The sequence below is a fragment of the Streptomyces sp. ERV7 genome (genome assembly GCF_001653515.1).
In the GTDB taxonomy this organism is placed as follows: Bacteria; Actinomycetota; Actinomycetes; order Streptomycetales; family Streptomycetaceae; genus Streptomyces.
In genome coordinates, this window is record NZ_LYOY01000029.1 from 148,114 (window position 1) to 166,332 (window position 18,219).

Genomic DNA, 18,219 nt, shown 5'->3' on the forward strand with positions numbered 1-18,219 from the left:
CATCGGCCGCCAGCGTACCGGTGGCCCGGCGCCGGTTTTCCTGAAGCTGGTCGGCGGCCTTGGGGGGATGGGTCCCCGGGCCAGCCTTGGCCATTGATCAACCCAGTTGACCGTCCCACCGCGCAGAAACAATAGTTGCCCACTGAACGGAATTCTGACCGAACCGTTCGGGTGTTCACAGGGAAGCCGCATCATGCTCTTGAGCTGCTGATGGGCCGACGTGGGCATGCTGCGCTGCGCGGTGGCCAGTTCACGGCCGTCTAGTCCCTTGGGCACGGTGATCGGCTGTCTGAAGGTTCCGGACTTCACGGTGGCGGCGATGGACGCCACGTTGAGGGGGCTCATCTGGATCTGGCCTTGACCGATGTATTCGGCCGCTGCCTCACCCTGCGTCACTGCGGGAACGCTGCCGTCGAAGGCTTGGACGCCACGTTCCAGTTGAGGCCGATCCCGAAAATCTCTTTGGCTTCGTCGGCCAGGGCCGCGTCGTCCTTGGTGTCGTCGATCAGCCGTCGCCTGGTCCCGGAAGCCCGGTGACGCCGAACTCGCCCTCGCCCTCTGCCACCCCAACGGCCTGATCCGCGAGGCCGCGCTGAGCCACGCCGAGGAGCGGCCCGCACTGCACGCGCTGGTCATCATCCGCTGCGCGGACTGGGCAGGGCCGGTACGCGAACGGGCCCGCGCACTTCTGGCCGCGGCACCCCGGCACCGGCTGGCCGCGCACTCCGCGCTGATCCTGCGCCTCGGCCGCCGACCACGAGGAGCGTTCGCCCAGGAACTGCTGACCGGGGCGCTGAGTGCGGGTCCGGCCGCGCAAGCCGAGGCCCTGCTCGACAGCGCCGATCGGGCCACCGCCCGCCTCGCACACCGCGTCGCCATCGAGCGGCGGCTGCTCCCGGCGAAGCACCTGGCTCAGACCGCCGCTCGCCACCGCGACGTCGTGGTGCAGGACCTCTGCGCCGAAGCGGCCGTGGCCACCCTCGGCCAGGGCACCACCGACACGTTCACCCAGGTCGTGGTGCCACTGCTCGCCTCCCGGCAGCCCCGGGTCAGGTCGACGGGGGTGACCGCGTTGCGCCGGGCCGGACGGCACGCCGACGCCGAGCCGTACCTCACCGACCCCTCCGCCCTGGTGCGGGCATGCGCCCGGTGGGTGCTGCGGGAGGGCGGCACGGACCCGGCGCCGCTGTACCGCGCGCTGTGCGCCGACCCGGCGGCCCGGCCCGCCGCCGCGGTGGGCCTCGGTGAGTGCGGGACGCACGAGGACGCGGACCTGGTCCGCGCGCTCCTCGCCCACCCGGTACCCGGCGTGCGCGCCTGCGCGGTGGCCGGGCTGCGGGCGCTGGACGCGGTACGCGTGGACGACGTACGCCCGCTCCTGGACGATCCGTCGTCGGCAGTGGTCCGGCAGGCGACCGCAGCCCTGTTGCCGTGGGCCGACCGCCTACCGCACGACATGCTGCGCAGGCTCCTGGCCGAGGACCGTCCACGCCACCAGCGGGTCGCGGCGATCCGGCTCCTACGGGCCACCGGGGCAACGCCCTGAGCCCCGTGCGGATCTGAACTGAACCGCCAACAGGCCCGGCCTCGGGGTGTTCGCGTTTCAGCGACAGCACGGGGGCAGCGGGATGCGATTCAGAATCACGGCGGACGACCAGACGACCCTGCCCGTCTGACCACGTACATCATCCACCGCACGGGGGGCGAGTACGTGTCTGACCGCGTCGGCCCAGGCCAGCGTCTGCTTCTAGGATCTGTGGCATGGCAACACGACTTGTGCAGATCAATATGAAGGCCCTGGACGACTCCGCGCTCGGCCGGTTCTGGGCGGAGGCACTCGGTTGGGGTGTCGACAGCGAGGGCCCCGGCGTGACCAACCTCGAACCCGTGGGCTTCGCCTACCCCGACCCCGTGGCCGTTTGCATCGACATCATCGCCCGCCCGGAACCCAAAACCGTGAAGAACCGGGTGCACCTTGATCTGGCCACCACTTCCACCGCCCACCAGGCGGAGTTGGTCGCGCGCCTCAAGGATCTCGGTGCGACGCTCGCCGACGTGGGTCAGGGTGACGTCCCCTGGACGGTCATGGCCGACCCGGAGGGCAACGAGTTCTGCGTCCTGGAGCCCCGCCCGGTCTACGGGGACACCGGGCCGATCGCCGCGGTGGTGGTCGACTGCACCGACCCAGGAGTGATGGCCCGGTTCTGGGGCGAGGCGATGGACTGGACGCTGCACGAGGTCACCGACGACCACGCGACGATGCGCTCCGCCCAAGGCGTCGGCCCCTACCTGGAGTTCCTTCGCACTCCCGACACCAAGAGCGTGTGGAACCGCGTCCACCTCGACGTACGCCCCTACCCCGGTGACGACCTGGCCGCAGAGGCAGCCCGACTGCGCGCCCTGGGCGCCACCGACCCTGATATTGATCAGTCCGCAATCTCCTGGACGGTTCTGGCCGACCCGGAAGGCAACGAGTTCTGCCTCCTCACGCCTCGGTGATCCCGAAGTCACCGCGTCTGCGGGGATGGTCCCGCGGCGGTGACCACGGCGTACTTGATGCTGGTGGTGCTCCCCGCGTCTGCGCGGGGACATCCCACGCTCCACCACACCGCACCGCACCGCACCGCACCGCACCGCACCGCACCGGAGACAGCGTCAACCGAGACCACTTAGACCGCGTTTAGTTGATATTGAGAGCCCGTCCATAGCGTCCTCGACGACATGAACGGCCCTGGTGAGACGCCTGGGCCACGCATACGAGGGCAAGGACTGACTGTCATGACACTGGCACTCAAGAAGTCGCACCTATGGGGAACGCTCGCCATCGCCGCGATGGGCGTCGCCGCCGTTCCGGCCACCGCGCAGGCAGCGCAGATGACCGGCCAGGTCGTCGGGCTCGGGGGCAAGTGCCTCGACGTCCGCGGCGGGAACACAGCCAACAGCACCCCCGTACAGATCTACGGCTGCAACGGCACCGCGTCCCAGAGATGGACCTACACCGAGCAGCCCGGCGAGGTCGGTGCGACGGTGACCGCGTTCGGCAAGTGCCTGGACGTCGCGTCCAGCGGCACCACCGACCGCACTCCCGTGCAACTGTGGGACTGCAACGGCAGCGCAGCGCAGAAGTGGGTCCGCTACCAGGGCGACGTGCTCATCAACCCGCAGTCCAACAAGTGCCTGGACGTTTCCGGCGGGAACACCGCCGACAACACCCCGGTGCAGATCTACACCTGCAACTTCACGGCATCCCAGGTGTGGAAGTGGGGCGGCGACCAGGGCCAGAACCCGCCCGCCGCGCTGCAGCGCCAGGTGTTCGACCTGGTCAACAACTACCGCGTACAGCACGGCAAGGCGGCGCTCCAGTACGACGACGCCGTGGCCCGTACCGCACAGGACGAGGCGAACGAGCAGGCCCGCCGCGGCCAGCAGGGCCACTGGACCTTCGGAGCGATTTTCGACTCGCTCCGCAAGTACGGCTACTCCCACCCGGTCGGCAAAGTCAGTGAAAACGCGGCCGGCGCGCCCGGCATGTGGAAGAGCGCCGCCTCGGTCGTCGACGCATGGATCAAGGAACCGCTGCACGAGCGGAACATCCTCGACGACGCCATCAAGTACACCGGCGTCGGCGTCACGGTCGACGCGAACGGCAACTACTGGTGGGCGCAGGACTTCGTCGGCTGATCCGGGGCCACCAAGGCCCGCAAGCGCCACCGACGGCAGCCACACGCCGCCAGTGAGCACGCACGCCGCGGTGCCGGCGCCGCGGCGTGCCCCCGGCTGACGGCCCTCTCCTCGCATACGCAGCCTGGCAGCACCGCAGGTGGGAGCGTAAGGCCGGGCAAGGGGTGCCCACCGATCAACCCAGTTGACGGTCCCACCGCGCAGCGACATAGTTGCCCACTGAACGGAATTCGGACCGAACCGTTCGGGGTGTTCGCAGGGTGGGGAATCATGCAGGCCAAGGGGCAAGAAGGCAGTTCGGCATGCGCGGAAGCGGAAGCAGAAGCGGACGCTGAGACGGCGACCGACACGGCGGTCGACACGGAGGCTGACGCGGCGCCCGACACAGCCGTACCCGAAACAGCACTGACCGCGGCGGTCCACGCGGAGGCGCTGCTCCGGGACGGGCGGCTCGCCGAGGCGCGGGAGGCCGCGCGGCGCGCGCTCGACACGCACGAGCCCGTCGCCCGCCTCTACACCGTGCTCGGCCGGGCCCACGCCGCCGAGAACGACGACGACCACGACGACCGCGCCGAGACCGTCTACCGTACGGGCCTGGACGCCTTCCCCAACGACATCGAGCTGCTCTCCGCCTACGCGGAACTGTGCCTGAACGCCGACTACCTGGAACGCCCCGGACGCCACCGCCGTGGCCCCGAACTCACCGCCCGGATACGGGAGTTGGCGCCGGGATCGACCCAGGCGCTCCGGGCCGAACGGGCAGCGGGCGGCAAGAACGTGCCCAAGCCCGCCCGCGTGCAGCGCCACGACGCCAGGCTGGTGCTCACGCTCTCCCCCACCCCCCGCACGGCCGCGGACCGAGCCCGCATCCAGGCAGCCGCCCGCCCCGAGGACGAACGCCTCGCGGTGCTGGCCGAAACCCTGAGCACGCTGGTCCGGCCGGGCCGAGGACCACTGCGCTGGATGGTCGGACACCCGCTCGCGACCACCCTGCTGTCCTGGGTGAGTTACGCCGCGGTACTCCTCGCCGTGCCCGCCGTCCCCCTCCCGGCGTGGACCGCGTGCGCCGCCGCACTCCCTCTCCTGCCGTCGGCTGTCCTGCACCAAGTACTACGCGGGGCTCGACGCAGAGCCCAGACACACACCCCGCCCACCCCAACCCAGGCTCCGCAGGACCTCACCTTCCCGGTGCTACCGCCCGTACCGGCCCACACCACACGCGGCCGGGTCGCCGGCGCGCTCGTCCTCGCCACCGCCGTCGGAGCGGCCGCCGGTTCCGTGACCTGGTCGCAGATCCAGTACCGGGACTACCCCCGCTACACGGTCGCCGCGCCCCTGAGCCTCGGCGTCCTGGACCGGCTGGAACTGACACCCGCCCAGCAGGGCATGGCCGACCAGTTGAACGTGAATTTCGGGGGCACGGCACACGAGACATTCGCCTACGTATACGGGGACGAGGAGCTCGGCCGGACCGCCTTCGCCGTCTTCGGTGCGACGGGCGACTTCCACCAGATGACCCCCGACCTCCTCGACGAGCTGCGCGAAGGCCTGGAGGCGTCCGGCCTGACCGTCAGCGCCGAGTGGAACGCCGAACCGGGCCACTACGGCGGCTGGATGAAGTGCGTGACATACAAACCCGCCGCCAGCGTGCCCGAAGTCGCTTGCGGGTGGGCGGACAAGGGCAGCATCGGCATCGTCATCACCGCCGAACGGAGCACGGGCCGGAACGCGGCGGAGGAAACCACCCGGCGGGCCCGGGAAGCGGTGCTGCACCGGGGCACGGGCGCGGAACGCTCGGAGCCGGAGGTCTGAGGATCCCGGAGGTCTGAGGATCTGCGGCGCACCGGGCGAGCCGTCCGGGGGGAGCCACAGTCGGGCCACCTCAGTTGCGCGTACCGAAGCACCAGGTCAGCCCCCTGTCGTGCGACCGTTTGCGGGTTGCCGGGGAGGTCCCGGCGCTTGTTGATGCGGGGATATTCGCGTGAGTGTGGCGGGGGATCAGGGCGGCGGTTCAGCCGTGCCCGACGAGGAGTGGGAGCGGTTTCTTCGGGAGTCCGCGGATGGTGTGGCGGATGCACCCAAGGAGCCGTCCGCCCGCGCCCGGGTGGTGGCGCAGCGGTTGCGTGAGGAACCCGAGGCACCACAGGCCTGGCGCGGATACTCACCGGCCCGGACGAGGCGGAGGAAGCAGGGCTGGTACGCCGTCGGCTTCATCGCCTCGCTCGCGTTGCTGGCCGTGGCCCTGTTTCCGGGGCGGGTGGTCGACTGGTTCGCCGGTGACGCGTCGACAGGCGCGCCGCTTGCCGCGGAGACGAGTCGTCCGACCCAGGCTCCGCCCGCCCGGGCCGCGGAACAGCCCACGCTCGACGCGCCGTTCCGGGGGTCGCCCGCGGCACAGTGGGCCGATGGCGCGGCGGGGATCTCGGTGCCCGCGGCCAAGGCGACCGGCTGGATGAGTACGGAGCAGGTGGCAGCGGCCCTGGGCCACTCCCGGGACTTCCTCGTCGCCGCCGGCCTGGATCCGGCGGTGCTGCGGGGCGATCATCCCGCGAACGCGATCGCCCTGATCAATCCGCACCAGCGCGACGTGCAGGACTACCTGTCGACCGCGTTTCGTACGCCCAGCAAGACAAATGACCCGTTGCTGTTGTTCAGCCGGTTCGACAAGACACGTACACGTCTCGTCGGCGACGTGGTGAAGACGCGGGGCCGGATCACCTTCCGGCAGGGTGACCGCGGCGCGCTGCGGGTGACCACGGATGTCACGTACGTCTACCCCGTCGTGCGCGCGGCCGCGGGCAGCGGCGACGTCGAGCGGACGATTGTGCGGCGCGAAGTGGTGATGGACTGGGACGATCCCTCGAAGGTGATCACCAAGGCGGGAACGTTCTCACTGGTCTCGTACAAGATGAACATGACGAACGGCGGTTGCGGCGACCCGAACGGCTACTTCACTCCGGAGTTCGGAGCGGGACGGGACGCCGCCTCGGGTGACGGCCGCGCGATCGATCCGTACGACCGCAGTACGTCCATGGAGGAGCGGATGAGGAAGGGGTGTGGGGTCGCGACGCGGACGTGAGCAAGACGCGTCACCGGTGGTCCGCCACCGGCACGGCGCCGCTCGCCCCACCTGCCCGTCAAGTACCGGCGACAGCCATCGGGATCCCCCGCGCAAGTGGGGGTCCCTTCTTGTAGTCGGCGGCTCCTCGGGAAACCTGCGGGAACAACGCCGACAGCGGGCCGGCATCCCGAAGACCACGGGCTTTGGCGATGAACCTGATCATCCGGGCTGTCGGCACGACCGACAAAGCAGCGGAGTCTGGGCTGCGCCTCGTCTCACGATCGCCTCGATACACGGCTGACTCCCTTCGGGCGGCAGGCGCAGCATCCGACGGCGGGAGTGGACGGCTTCGCGTCGGTGGCGCGAGGACGACGATGCAGTACCACCACCCACCCCCACCTCATCTGGCTCAATCCGCAGCAACTCCGGCTGCTTCCCGCCCAGCCCCGGCACGGCGACGATCGCCGAGTCCGGGGCGACGACCCCGTGCCCCAGCTCCGCGAGCCCCGCCCGCAGCCGCCCGGCGAGCGCCAGGTCGTGCGCGTGGACGGCGTCGACGCCCACGGCCTCAAGCCCCGCCAGCGACTCCGCGGCCGCGTGGTACGACAGGAACGACGCGGGCTCGTCGTACCGCCGCGCGGTCCCCGCGAGGGCCCGCACCGGCCCGTAGTTGTCGGACAGGTCCTCCGCCGCGAACCACCCCGAGTGCAGCGCCGCCAGCCCCTCCTGGGCCTCCTCGGTCACCGTCAGGAAGGACGTGCCCCGCGGACAGGTCAGGAACTTGAAGCCGGCCGTGACCGTGTAGTCGTACGCGCCCGCGTCCAGCGGCAGCCACCCCGCCGACTGGCTGGCGTCGAGGAGCGTACGGGCCCCGTGCGCGGCCGCGGCGGCCCGTACGGCCGCGAGGTCCGCGACCCGCCCGTCGACGGACTGGACGGACGAGAAGGCGACCAGCGCCGTGCCCGGCCGCACCTCCTCGGCCAGCGACTCCAGCGGCACGTACCGCATCTTGAGGTCGCCGCGTACCGCGAAGGGCTGCACCACCGAGCTGAACTCGCCCTCGGGCGCGAGGACTTCGGCCCCGGCGGGCAGCGAGTGGGCGATCAGGGCGACGTGCACCGAGACGGACGAGCCGAGCGCGACCCGGTCGGCGCCGACCCCCACGAGCCGGGCGAACGAAGCACGGGCGGCGGCGAGCGCGTCGAAGCCGCCCGCACCCTCGCGGGTGCCCGCCGCGTTCTCCGCGGCGAGGCGTGCGATGGCGTCGACGGCACGCCGGGGCAGCAGCCCGCAGCCGGAGGTGTTCAGATACGTCGTCTCGGGCGCGAACGCGTCGCCCGACAGGGGCTCCAGGATCTCCATGATCCCACCCTGCGGTCCCCCCGCCCCGGGGTCAATCAACAAAAGGCGGGGGGAACCGTCAACGAATGCTTACGGGTTGGGGCCACCCGGATGGGCGCCCCACGGCCGTACGGGCGTCACGCGCGCGGGACCTCGCACCCGTCCGGGCCGCACGCCTCGCCGTCGGCCGCGGGGGTACCGAGGGTGGCGAGGACCGGGGTGCGCTCCTGCCAGGCCTGCTGAAGGGCCTGGGTGAACACCTCGGCGGGCTGGCCGCCGGAGATCCCGTACTTGCGGTCGACCACGAAGAACGGCACCGCGTTGGCGCCGAGCGCGGCGGCCTCGGCCTCGTCCGCGCGCACCTCTTCGGCGTACGCGCTCCCGTCGGCGAGCACGGCCCGCGCCTCGTCGGCGTCCAGGCCCGCCTCGACGGCCAGCTCCAGCAGCACACCGCCGTCGAAGACCGAGCGCTCCTCGGCGAAGTTGGCCCGGTAGGCGAGGTCGAGCAGCGCCTCCTGGCGGCCCCGGGCCTTGGCCAGGTGGAGCAGCCGGTGGATGTCGAAGGTGTTGCCGTGGTCGCGGCCCTCGGTGAGGTAGCCCAGGCCCTCGGCGTGCGCGTTGGAGGCGACGTGCTCCTCCATACCGCGGGCCTCGTCCAGGGTGCGGCCGTACTTCTCGGCCAGCATCGGGATCACCGGGCCGACAGCGCCCTTGGGGCGGTTCGGGTCGAGCTCGAAGGAGCGGTGCACGACCTCGATGTCGTCGCGGTGGGCGAACTCGGCCAAACCCTTCTCGAATCGGGCTTTTCCGATATAACACCACGGGCAGGCGATATCGCTCCAGATCTCGACGCGCATGTCACTTCTCTCGGATTCTCTCGGAGGAGGTTGTATCACTTTCAAGTAGTGCAACGTACGGGACGCGCGAGGCATTCCCCCGGCCGGCCCACCCTCCGCTCAGCCCACCCGCTCCAGCCTGCTGAAGCCGGCCCGGTACGCGCTCGGGGTCAGGCCGGTGCGCCGGACCAGATGGGCGCGGAGCGAGTCGGCGCTGCCCAGACCACTGGCCTCGGCGATCCGGTCCATGGCGAGCGTGGTGGTCTCCAGGAGCTCCTTGGCCCGCTCGATGCGCTGGTGCAGCAGCCACTGCAGCGGGCTGACCCCGCTCTCGGCCTGGAAGCGCCGGGTCAGGGTGCGCACGCTCACCCCCGCGTGCCGGGCCAGGTCGGCGAGGGTGAGCGGCCTGTCCAGGTTGCGCATCGCCCAGCCCCGGACGTCGGCGCAGGCCACGCCCCGCTCGGGGGGCAGCGGGGTCTGGGTGAACTGGGTCTGCCCGCCGGGCCGCACCGGCGCGACCAGCGCGGCCCTGGCCACCTGGTTGGCGACGGCGGCGCCGTAGTCGGTGCGGATGATGTGCAGACACATGTCGATCCCGGCCGCGTAGCCGGACGAGGTCATGACGTCGCCGTCCTCCACATAGAGGACGTCGCCCTTGAGGTCGAGGGCCGGGTAGCGCCGGCGCAGCTCCTCGGCCAGCTCCCAGTACGTGGTGGCGCTGCGCCCGTCGAGCAGTCCGGCCTCGGCGAGGACGAAGGCGCCGCTGCAGATGGAGGTGATCCGGCGCCCGTCGGCGGCGGCCGCGCGGACGGCCTCCACCGTGCGGGGATCGACGGTGTAGCGCTGCCCCGTCCCCGCGACCAGCACCGTGTCGGCGTCCGCCACGGCCTCCAGGCCCAGGCCCACGTACAGATCGAGCCCGCCGGTGGTGGCGACCGGGCCCGGCTCCGGGGTGCAGACGGTCAGCTCGTACCCGGGGGCGCCGTCGATCTCGACCTTGGAGAAGAGCAGTTCGGGGATGGCGAGGTTGAACATCGACAGGGGGGAGGGTGCGATGACGACGACGCGGTGGGGCCGCCAGGGGGTGGGCTTTCGGTCGGACCGCATGGCCAGAACCTCCGGATGCATGGCGTTCGGGTCACTACTGTATCGGCCTGTGGATCGTCAGGCTGAGGGCATGCCAACCGATGCCGTACGCCAACCCACCGCCACCGCCACCCCGTTGACCGCGGAGAAGCCGACTCCTGGGCGGCCGGCCCGCCCCTCCTCCCCCGGCGTCACCCTGGCCGCCGCGCTCCTCGGCTTCGCGTTGATCACGCTGGACGCGTCCGTGGTGAACGTGGCGCTGCCCGCGATCGGCTCCGACCTGGGCGGCGGGATGTCCGGGCTGCAGTGGGTGGTCGACGCGTACACGCTGGCGTTCGCGGCGCTGATGCTGTCGACCGGCGCGTTCGCGGACCGGATCGGCTCGGCCCGTGCGTACGCGCTGGGCACGGTCGTCTTCGTCCTCGCCTCGGCCGCGTGCGGCTTCGCGCCGGATCTCGGGGTGCTGATCGGGGCCCGGGTGGTGCAGGGCGCGGCGGCGGCCGTGGTGCTGCCCGCCTCGCTCGCGCTGGTGCGCCAGGCGTACGCGGATCCGGCGCGCCGGGCCCGGGCGGTGGCGCTGTGGGCGGCGGGCGGCTCGGTCGCGGTGGCGCTCGGCCCGGTCGCGGGCGGCGCGCTGACCACGGCATGGGACTGGCGCGGCATCTTCTTCATCAACCTCCCCCTGGGCCTGGCGGCCCTGGCCCTGACGCTGCGGGCCCCGCGCCCGGAGCCCCGCCCGGCTCCGCTGGACCTGCCGGGACAGCTGACGGCGGTGGTGGCGCTGGCCGCGCTGGCCTTCGCGGTGATCGAGTCGGGGCCGGTACGGCTGGTCGCGGGCGCCGTCGCCCTGCTGTCCGGGGCGGCGTTCCTCCTGATCGAGTCGCGCGCGGCGCATCCGGTCGTACCGCTGGGCCTCTTCCGTACACCGACGGTCGCGGTGGCGGTCGCGGTCGGGGCGGCGGCGAGCGTCGCCTTCTACGGCGTGATCTTCGTCTTCAGTCTGTACTTCCAGCGGGTACGGGGGGAGTCGGCGCTGGTGGCCGGGCTGATGTTCCTGCCGATGACGGCGCTGATCCCGGCGACGAACGTCCTGTCGGGCAAGCTCTCCGCCCGCTACGGCCCGCGCCGCCCCCTGCTGCTCGGCCAGCTCCTGGCCCCGGCGGGCCTGCTTCTCCTCCTGCTCCCCGACGAACACACGCCCCCGCTGCTGGCGGCCTTCCTCCTCATCCCCGTGGCCCTCGGCTGCGCCCTGGCGATCCCGGCCCTGACGGCAGCCATGATGGAGGCCCTCCCCCAGGAACGAGCAGGCCTGGCGGCAGGCGTACTGAACGCGGCGCGGCAGGTGGCGGGGGCGCTGAGCGTGGCGGTGTGCGGGGCGCTGGTGTCCGGGGACCCGCTGCTCCTCGTACGACCGCCCCGAAACCCCCCGCAGCAGCGCCTTCGTCTCGATCACCGCATCCCGCGGCGCCGCGACGAGCGCAGCCGTCAAGTCCCGTACCGCCGCGTCCAGTTCGGAAACCGGCACCGCCAGGTTCGCGAGCCCGATCCGCTCCGACTCGTCCGCTCCGACGAAGCGGCCGGTCACGCAGATCTCCAGGGCGCGGGCGTAGCCCACCAGCCCCACCAGGGGGTGGGTGCCCGTCAGGTCCGGCACCAGGCCCAGGCTGGTCTCGCGCATGGCGAACTGCACGTCGTCCGCGACGACGCGCAGGTCACAGGCGAGCGCGAGCTGGAAGCCCGCACCGATCGCATGCCCCTGGACCGCCGCGACCGACACGATGTCGTTGCGGCGCCACCAGGTGAACGCCTCCTGGTACTCGGCGATGACCCCGTCCAGCTCCTCGTCGGAGCCGCGCGCGAGGTCCAGGAAGGACGGCTCGCCGTCGAAGCCCTCGGGAGTGAAGGCCTGACGGTCGAGCCCCGCGGAGAAGGACTTGCCCTCTCCCCGCAGCACAACGACCCGGACGGTACCGGGCAGTTCCTGACCAGCGGCCGCCAACGCCCGCCACAGAGCGGGAGACTGGGCGTTGCGCTTGTCCGGATTGGTCAGGGTCACCGTGGCGACTGCGTCGTCGACGGTGAGCCGGACGCCGTCCTTGTCGAGTACGGGGTCGGGCGAAGCCATGGGGCGCCTCCGGGTCGGGTGCGGTCAAAATAAGTGACTGCACAGTAACCACCCGGCCGACAGCGCGGCCGACCGGGTGGCAACCCGACCCGACGAATCCATGGACCTGGGTCCACACAGCTGAGCCCGTAGAGCTGGGCCCACGGATGTGAGCCCCTGGATCCGCCCGGCCCCGGTCAGGCCGAGGCGGTCTTCTTGCCGCGTGTCGCTCCGCCGCGTCCGCGCAGTACCACCCCGGACTCGCTGAGCATCCGGTGGACGAATCCGTAGGAGCGGCCGGTCTCTTCGGCCAACGCCCGGATGCTCGCACCGGAGTCGTACTTCTTCTTCAGGTCTGCCGCGAGCTTGTCGCGCGCGGCGCCGGTAACCCGGCTGCCCTTCTTCAGAGTCTCGGCCACCCGTGCCTCCTCATGGGAAGTGCGCTCTGGACTTCTCATGATCACCCCTCCCGGGCTTCCTGGCCACCCATTCGGCAAGGTCCGTGCAACCGGGTTTCGGCGCAGGGCGGGGCCGGAGAGGGCCGGAATCAAGAATTCCGCGCGGCCGCGAAATCGTCCCTGATTCAAACGCGAGAAGAACGCGCTGGTCAGAGGTGTGCTCGGGGTCACACTCCGGAATCAGTCCGTCCCGTACCCACCGGATCTTGATCCCGTGCATGACACGCCGGGGTACGAGACGCACTCACTCAGATTGAGGATCACGCGTAAGCCGAATGATCCATATGGAGTGGATCAGTCGCCCAGCGTCACGCGAGGGCGACCAGATCCGCGTAGTCGGGACCCCACAGGTCCTCGACCCCGTCGGGCAGCAGGATGATGCGCTCGGGCTGCAGAGCCTCGACCGCGCCCTCGTCGTGCGTCACCAGAACGACCGCGCCCTTGTACGTGCGCAGCGCGCCCAGGATCTCCTCGCGGCTGGCCGGGTCCAGGTTGTTGGTCGGCTCGTCGAGGAGCAGGACGTTGGCGGAGGAGACCACCAGCGTGGCCAGGGCGAGCCGGGTCTTCTCGCCGCCGGAGAGCACGCCCGCGGGCTTGTCCACGTCGTCGCCGGAGAACAGGAACGAGCCCAGCGTCTTGCGGACGTCGACCAGGTCGAGGTCGGGCGCCGAGGAGCGCATGTTCTCCAGGACCGTGCGGTCCGGGTCGAGCGTCTCGTGCTCCTGGGCGTAGTAGCCGAGCTTGAGGCCGTGGCCCGGGGTGACCTCGCCGGTGTCCGCCTTCTCGGCGCCCGCGAGCAGCCGCAGCAGGGTCGTCTTGCCGGCACCGTTCAGACCGAGGATGACGACCCTCGACCCCTTGTCGATGGCCAGGTCGACGTCGGTGAAGATCTCCAGGGAGCCGTACGACTTGGAGAGGCCCTCGGCGGTCAGCGGGGTCTTGCCGCAGGGCGCCGGGTCCGGGAAGCGCAGCTTGGCGACCTTGTCGGAGACCCGTACCGCGTCGAGGCCGGAGAGCAGCCGCTCGGCGCGCTTGGCCATGTTCTGCGCGGCCACCGTCTTGGTCGCCTTGGCGCGCATCTTGTCGGCCTGCGAGTTGAGGGCCGCGGCCTTCTTCTCGGCGTTCTGGCGCTCGCGCTTGCGGCGCTTCTCGTCGGCCTCGCGCTGCTGCTGGTAGAGCTTCCAGCCCATGTTGTAGACGTCGATCTGGGAGCGGTTGGCGTCCAGGTAGAACACCTTGTTGACGACCGTCTCGACCAGGTCCACATCGTGGGAGATCACGATGAAGCCGCCCCGGTACGACTTGAGGTAGTCGCGCAGCCAGACGATGGAGTCGGCGTCGAGGTGGTTGGTCGGCTCGTCGAGGAGCAGGGTGTCGGCGTCCGAGAACAGGATGCGGGCGAGCTCGACGCGGCGGCGCTGACCGCCGGAGAGGGTGTGGAGCGGCTGGCCGAGCACCCGGTCGGGCAGGCCGAGCGCGGCGGCGATGGTGGCGGCCTCGGCCTCGGCGGCGTACCCGCCCCTGGTGAGGAACTCGGTCTCCAGGCGCTCGTACTTCTTCATCGCCTTCTCGCGCGTGGCGCCCTTGCCGTTCGCCATGCGCTCCTCGTTCTCGCGCATCTTGCGCAGCACCTCGTCGAGGCCGCGCGCGGAGAGCACGCGGTCGCGCGCGAGGACGTCGAGGTCGCCGGTCCGGGGGTCCTGCGACAGATAGCCGACCTCGCCGGAGCGGGTGATGGTGCCGCCGGCCGGGATGCCCTCGCCGGCCAGGCACTTGGTGAGGGTGGTCTTGCCGGCTCCGTTGCGGCCGACGAGACCGATGCGGTCGCCCTTGGCGACACGGAAGGAAGCGTTCTCGATGAGGATGCGGGCGCCGGCGCGCAGCTCGATGCCGGAGGCGGTGATCACGGAAATACTCCAGGGCGGTATGGACGGCGGGACGGACGGGGGGCGAAGGAGCGTCGACGCCGTCTAATGCACAAGGAGAATTGCCATGGACCAATTCTAGCGGGGGCGCACAACTGCTTTTACGTGCGGTGATCCTTTGCGGAAGGTCGTCCGCCGGGCGCCGCGCCACCCCCGTCGCGCACGGGTCTCACACGCCCCGGGCGGCGCCCTCGCGCGCGGGGAGCTCGTTGCCCAGCGGGGTGCGGCCGGGGGCGATCCGCCCGAGGGTGTCCACCGCCACCAGCTCCTGGGTCCACACGTCCCGGTCGCCGCACGGCTGGGCGACGATCAGCACGCCCTCCACGCGCGCGACGCGGCCGGGATCGAAGGCGCACTCCCGCCGGGCGGGCAGCGTCCAGCGCAGATCCCCGTCGGCGGTGCGGTACGCGGCGATGCGCTCGGGGGTGACGACGGCGAGCATCCCGCCGCTCCGGGCGGGCGGGGCGAGCTGCTGGAGTACACCCGCGGCCCGGCCGGGGCGCCCGGCGAGCCAGCCCGCGAGGCCCGGGACGGCCCGGTGCCAGCGGACGGCGTCGACCGAGAGCACGCGCGCGGTGTCGGTGACCATGCCGTCGCTCCACAGGGCGAAGGCGTGCCCGGGCGCGGTGCGCACGGCGAGCGGGCGGCGCCCCTCGCGCCGGTACGTCCAGCTGCGCGCCCCGCTCCTCGGGTCGTACGCCTCGACGGCCGCACCCCGCACCCGTACCGCCGGGCGGCCCGGTGCGGCGGCGGGCAGCACGGTGAGGCGGTCGCCGTAGGGGGCGGGCCGGGCGTGCCGGCCCGCGGTGACCAGGGGAAGAGCCAGTACGGCGGCGACGGCGGCCAGCGCGAGACGGTTCCGGTCCATGAGGCGCCGAGCGTATCGGCCACCGCGGCAAAACGGGCGCAACGCAATGAACTGTTCGATACTCGGGGTTGGTATCGCGTGACGGAGGGTGGTGGGCCGTGCAGTTCGACGACGACGCCGATCTGGACACGTCCGAGGTCCAGGACGTCCGGGGCAGTCGCGTCCCCGGCGGCAGAGCCACCATCGGCGGCGGCATCGTCGGGATCATCGCGCTCGTGCTCGGTCTGCTCTTCGGGGTGGGCCCCGAGCAGCTGGGGCTCTCCTCCGGCGACTCCACCCCGGCGGCCTCGGTGTCGGCCCAGGGGCAGGTGCAGGCGAGCTGCCGCAAGGGGCGCGACGCCAACACCAGGGAGGACTGCCGCGTCCTTGCGGTGGTCAACAGCGTGCAGGACTACTGGTCGCAGGAGTTCCCGCGCCGGGGCGGCCGCTACACGCCCGCGCAGACCGTCTTCTTCACCGGCCGGGTGCCCACCGCCTGCGGGACGGCGACCTCGGCGGTCGGGCCGTTCTACTGCCCGGGCGACCGGAAGGTCTATCTGGACCTCGGGTTCTTCGACGACCTGCGGACCAAGTTCGGCTCCACCGGCGGGCCCTTCGCCCAGGCGTACGTGGTGGCGCACGAGTACGGGCACCACATCCAGAACCTGATGGGCACGCTGGCCCGCTCGCAGGACGGGCGGCAGGGCGCGGGCAGCAACGCGGTGAAGGTCGAGCTCCAGGCCGACTGCTACGCCGGGGTGTGGGCGCACCACGCCACGACGACGCCGGATCCCAAGACGGGCCGGCCGGTGCTGACCCGGCTGACCGACCAGGACATCGAGGACGGCCTGGACGCGGCGGCGGCCGTGGGCGACGACCGGATCCAGGAGAAGTTCCAGGGCCGCGTCACCCCCGAGTCCTGGACCCACGGCTCGGCCCAGCAGCGCCAGCAGTGGTTCCGCACCGGCTTCGACACGGGCGACATGGGCCGCTGCAACACCTTCGCGCGCTGAGCCCCGGGGCCGCCCGCGCACGGTCCCCGGGCGTTGTCAGTGCCGGGTGCAAGACTGAGATCCAGGTCACATCGAGGCAGGTCGGCACGAGGGACGGGAGTGCGTGATGAGTGTGTATCCGACGATTCTGTACGCGGACGCGAAGGCGGCGATCCGGCTGCTGAAGGAGGCCTTCGGGTTCACCGAGACGAGTGTGTACGAGGACGCGGACGGCCTGGTGCTGCACGCCGAACTCGCCAGCGGCACCGGCATGGTGATGCTCGGCTCGAAGGGCCGGGGCGGCCTCTTCGCGGAGGCCATGCGCGACGCGGGCCCGGTCGGTGTCTATGTGGTGGTGGACGACGTGGACGCGCACCACAAACGGGCGGTGGAGCACGGCGTGGAGATCCTGATGGAGCCCACCGACCAGGACTACGGCTCGCGCGACTACATGGCGCGCGACGCCGAGGGCAACGTGTGGAGCTTCGGTACGTACGCCCCCGGCACGGGCGGCTGACCCCGGCCGGGCCACTCCGGCCGGGACCCGGGGCCTGTCGCCCTAGACCCCGCCCGTGTGGACCTGGAAGGCCGCGCGTCGCACGGCCTTGGCCAGGGCCGGGTCCGGGTGGGCGGCGGCGAGCGCGACCAGGACCTGGACGGTGCGGGGGTGGCCGACGGCCCTGACCTCGTCGAGCAGGGCGGGCACGGTGCCCTGCACGGCCGAGTCGAGGTGGCGCACCATCAGGTCGACCTCGCCGTGGTCGGCGACGGCCGCGGCCGTGTCGACCCAGAGCCAGGTGGACTCCTCGCGGGTGAGGACGGCGGTGACGTCCTCGGGGTCGGTCCCCTCGTGCTCGGCGAGCCAGAGCAGGGCGTAGGGGCGCAGGAAGATCTCGTCGGTGGCGGCGCGCACCTCGGGCTCGGCGGGGGCGCCGACGACCCGGAGCGCCTCGAAGGCGAGCCCGCGCACCAGCGCGTCCTCGCCCCGGGCGGCGTCGAGCAGCTCGGTCACCGCGCTGCCGACGGGCCGGGCGGCGAGCCAGGCGCGGTACTCGGCGCGGGCCGGGCCGGGGGTGAGCCGGGCGCAGCCGCGCAGCATGTCCTCGGCGGACTGCTCGATGTTGCCGGCCGGGCTCTGCGCGGCGACGCAGATCTGCTCCAGCTTGACCCACACCGCCCAGCTGCCGAGCGGGGTGAGGGTGGCCGAGCCCTCGCCGAGGGTGAGCGCGCCGACGGCGGCGAGCCCGGCCAGCACCCAGTCGAGGAGAAGGGAGAGGAAGGCGAGGGAGGCGGGGTGGTCGCCGCCGCCGTCCGCGTCGGTGCCGTACGGCACTTCGCAGCGCTCGTCGCGCAGTTCGGCGACGCGCTGGCCGAGCAGGTCGAGCAGGGCCGGTACGAGGACGGGGCCGGCCGAGAGCTGGAGGAGGGAGAGCACCTGGGGGACGGCTTCGACGACCTCGGCCACGGCGGCGGGCGCGATGGCGGCCGGGGCGGGGTGGACGATCGACCAGGCGTCGAAGAGGGCGACCCAGCCGCGCAGCACCGCGGCGTCGTCACGGTCCCAGGCGCGCAGCCGCCAGCCGGGGCGCGCGGTGCCGCCGTGCAGCTCGACGAGTCCGGCGAGCCGGGCCCGGTCCCAGCCGGCCCGCACCTGGGCGGGCGTCAGCCGCAGGGTGGCGGCGGCCAGTTCGGCCGCGGCGCCCGACAGGGTGCCCGTCGGGGCGGGGCGCGGCGCGCTGCCCCGGGCGCGCTCGGCGTCGGCCCAGCGGGCGACGCGGACGGCGTCGGCGAGCACCGCTCTGGCCTGGCGGGCCAGTTCGGCGGCGGCCGGGGTGCCCTCGGGCGGCCGGGACGCCCGGGAGCGGCGGTCGCTCACGGCGCGGCGGGC

Annotated in this window: 15 protein-coding genes and 2 pseudogenes; 8 read left to right on the forward strand and 9 right to left on the reverse strand. The window is 72.1% G+C overall.

The genetic code is table 11. The features are described 5' to 3' along the window. Positions 1 to 505 precede the first annotated feature (505 nt). Positions 506 to 931 (reverse strand): hypothetical protein, encoded by a 426-nt coding sequence (locus tag A8W25_RS33880; RefSeq protein ID WP_067157613.1) that lies wholly within the window; start codon positions 929 to 931, stop codon positions 506 to 508. Positions 932 to 940: 9 nt separating this feature from the next. On the opposite strand from A8W25_RS33880, the gene A8W25_RS33885 reads away from it, so the two are divergent. The 5 genes from A8W25_RS33885 to A8W25_RS06975 all read left to right on the forward strand — a co-directional run bounded on the left by A8W25_RS33885 (position 941) and on the right by A8W25_RS06975 (position 6,760). Further along, complete coding sequence (locus A8W25_RS33885) at positions 941 to 1,546, forward strand: HEAT repeat domain-containing protein (RefSeq protein WP_067157616.1); 606 nt, start codon at positions 941 to 943, stop codon at positions 1,544 to 1,546. A 215-nt stretch (positions 1,547 to 1,761) separates the two neighbouring features. Beyond that, positions 1,762 to 2,499, forward strand: coding sequence for a VOC family protein (locus A8W25_RS06960; protein ID WP_067157618.1), 738 nt, complete (start codon positions 1,762 to 1,764; stop codon positions 2,497 to 2,499). A 279-nt stretch (positions 2,500 to 2,778) separates the two neighbouring features. Then, a complete protein-coding gene (locus tag A8W25_RS33890) occupies positions 2,779 to 3,681 on the forward strand; it encodes a CAP domain-containing protein (protein WP_067157621.1) in 903 nt (300 codons plus the stop codon). A gap of 270 nt (positions 3,682 to 3,951) precedes the next feature. Further along, entirely contained in the window at positions 3,952 to 5,493 is a 1,542-nt protein-coding gene (locus tag A8W25_RS06970; protein WP_067157624.1) for a hypothetical protein, read from the forward strand. 424 nt (positions 5,494 to 5,917) lie between these two features. Next, complete coding sequence (locus tag A8W25_RS06975; RefSeq protein WP_324616212.1) at positions 5,918 to 6,760, forward strand: hypothetical protein; 843 nt, start codon at positions 5,918 to 5,920, stop codon at positions 6,758 to 6,760. 201 nt (positions 6,761 to 6,961) lie between these two features. On the opposite strand, the gene A8W25_RS06980 is transcribed toward A8W25_RS06975, so the two are convergent. From A8W25_RS06980 to A8W25_RS06990, 3 genes are all read right to left on the reverse strand, one after another. Then, a complete protein-coding gene (locus A8W25_RS06980) occupies positions 6,962 to 8,104 on the reverse strand; it encodes an aminotransferase class V-fold PLP-dependent enzyme (RefSeq protein ID WP_079125874.1) in 1,143 nt (380 codons plus the stop codon). Positions 8,105 to 8,220: 116 nt separating this feature from the next. Further along, on the reverse strand, positions 8,221 to 8,940 hold the full coding sequence (locus tag A8W25_RS06985; RefSeq protein WP_067157630.1) for a DsbA family oxidoreductase: 720 nt from the start codon (positions 8,938 to 8,940) through the stop codon (positions 8,221 to 8,223). 99 nt (positions 8,941 to 9,039) lie between these two features. After that, positions 9,040 to 10,026 carry a GlxA family transcriptional regulator gene (locus tag A8W25_RS06990; RefSeq protein WP_420708414.1) on the reverse strand — a complete coding sequence of 329 codons (987 nt, stop codon included), beginning with the start codon at positions 10,024 to 10,026 and terminating at the stop codon, positions 9,040 to 9,042. Positions 10,027 to 10,096: 70 nt separating this feature from the next. On the opposite strand from A8W25_RS06990, the pseudogene A8W25_RS06995 reads away from it, so the two are divergent. Continuing rightward, positions 10,097 to 11,392: pseudogene (locus tag A8W25_RS06995) on the forward strand (MFS transporter); the annotation flags it as partial. A gap of 3 nt (positions 11,393 to 11,395) precedes the next feature. On the opposite strand, the pseudogene A8W25_RS32025 reads toward A8W25_RS06995, so the two are convergent. The 4 genes and pseudogenes from A8W25_RS32025 to A8W25_RS07010 form a co-directional block, all read right to left on the reverse strand. Further along, positions 11,396 to 12,130: pseudogene (locus A8W25_RS32025) on the reverse strand (enoyl-CoA hydratase/isomerase family protein); the annotation flags it as partial. A gap of 176 nt (positions 12,131 to 12,306) precedes the next feature. Continuing rightward, on the reverse strand, positions 12,307 to 12,528 hold the full coding sequence (locus tag A8W25_RS07000; RefSeq protein WP_067157635.1) for a helix-turn-helix domain-containing protein: 222 nt from the start codon (positions 12,526 to 12,528) through the stop codon (positions 12,307 to 12,309). A gap of 347 nt (positions 12,529 to 12,875) precedes the next feature. After that, entirely contained in the window at positions 12,876 to 14,474 is a 1,599-nt protein-coding gene (locus A8W25_RS07005) for an ABC-F family ATP-binding cassette domain-containing protein (protein WP_067157639.1), read from the reverse strand. A 187-nt stretch (positions 14,475 to 14,661) separates the two neighbouring features. After that, complete coding sequence (locus tag A8W25_RS07010; RefSeq protein WP_067157642.1) at positions 14,662 to 15,360, reverse strand: PQQ-binding-like beta-propeller repeat protein; 699 nt, start codon at positions 15,358 to 15,360, stop codon at positions 14,662 to 14,664. A 98-nt stretch (positions 15,361 to 15,458) separates the two neighbouring features. Here A8W25_RS07010 and A8W25_RS07015 point away from each other — a divergent pair, with 98 nt between their 5' ends. Together A8W25_RS07015 and A8W25_RS07020 are read left to right on the forward strand one after the other, a co-directional pair. Continuing rightward, a complete protein-coding gene (locus A8W25_RS07015) occupies positions 15,459 to 16,352 on the forward strand; it encodes a neutral zinc metallopeptidase (protein WP_067157645.1) in 894 nt (297 codons plus the stop codon). Positions 16,353 to 16,458: 106 nt separating this feature from the next. Next, positions 16,459 to 16,848 (forward strand): VOC family protein, encoded by a 390-nt coding sequence (locus A8W25_RS07020; RefSeq protein WP_067157647.1) that lies wholly within the window; start codon positions 16,459 to 16,461, stop codon positions 16,846 to 16,848. Positions 16,849 to 16,890: 42 nt separating this feature from the next. Here the strand turns inward: A8W25_RS07020 and A8W25_RS07025 are convergent, their stop codons facing one another. Continuing rightward, positions 16,891 to 18,207, reverse strand: a complete 1,317-nt coding sequence (locus tag A8W25_RS07025; protein WP_067157652.1) for a hypothetical protein — start codon at positions 18,205 to 18,207, stop codon at positions 16,891 to 16,893. Between the last annotated feature and the right edge of the window lie 12 nt (positions 18,208 to 18,219).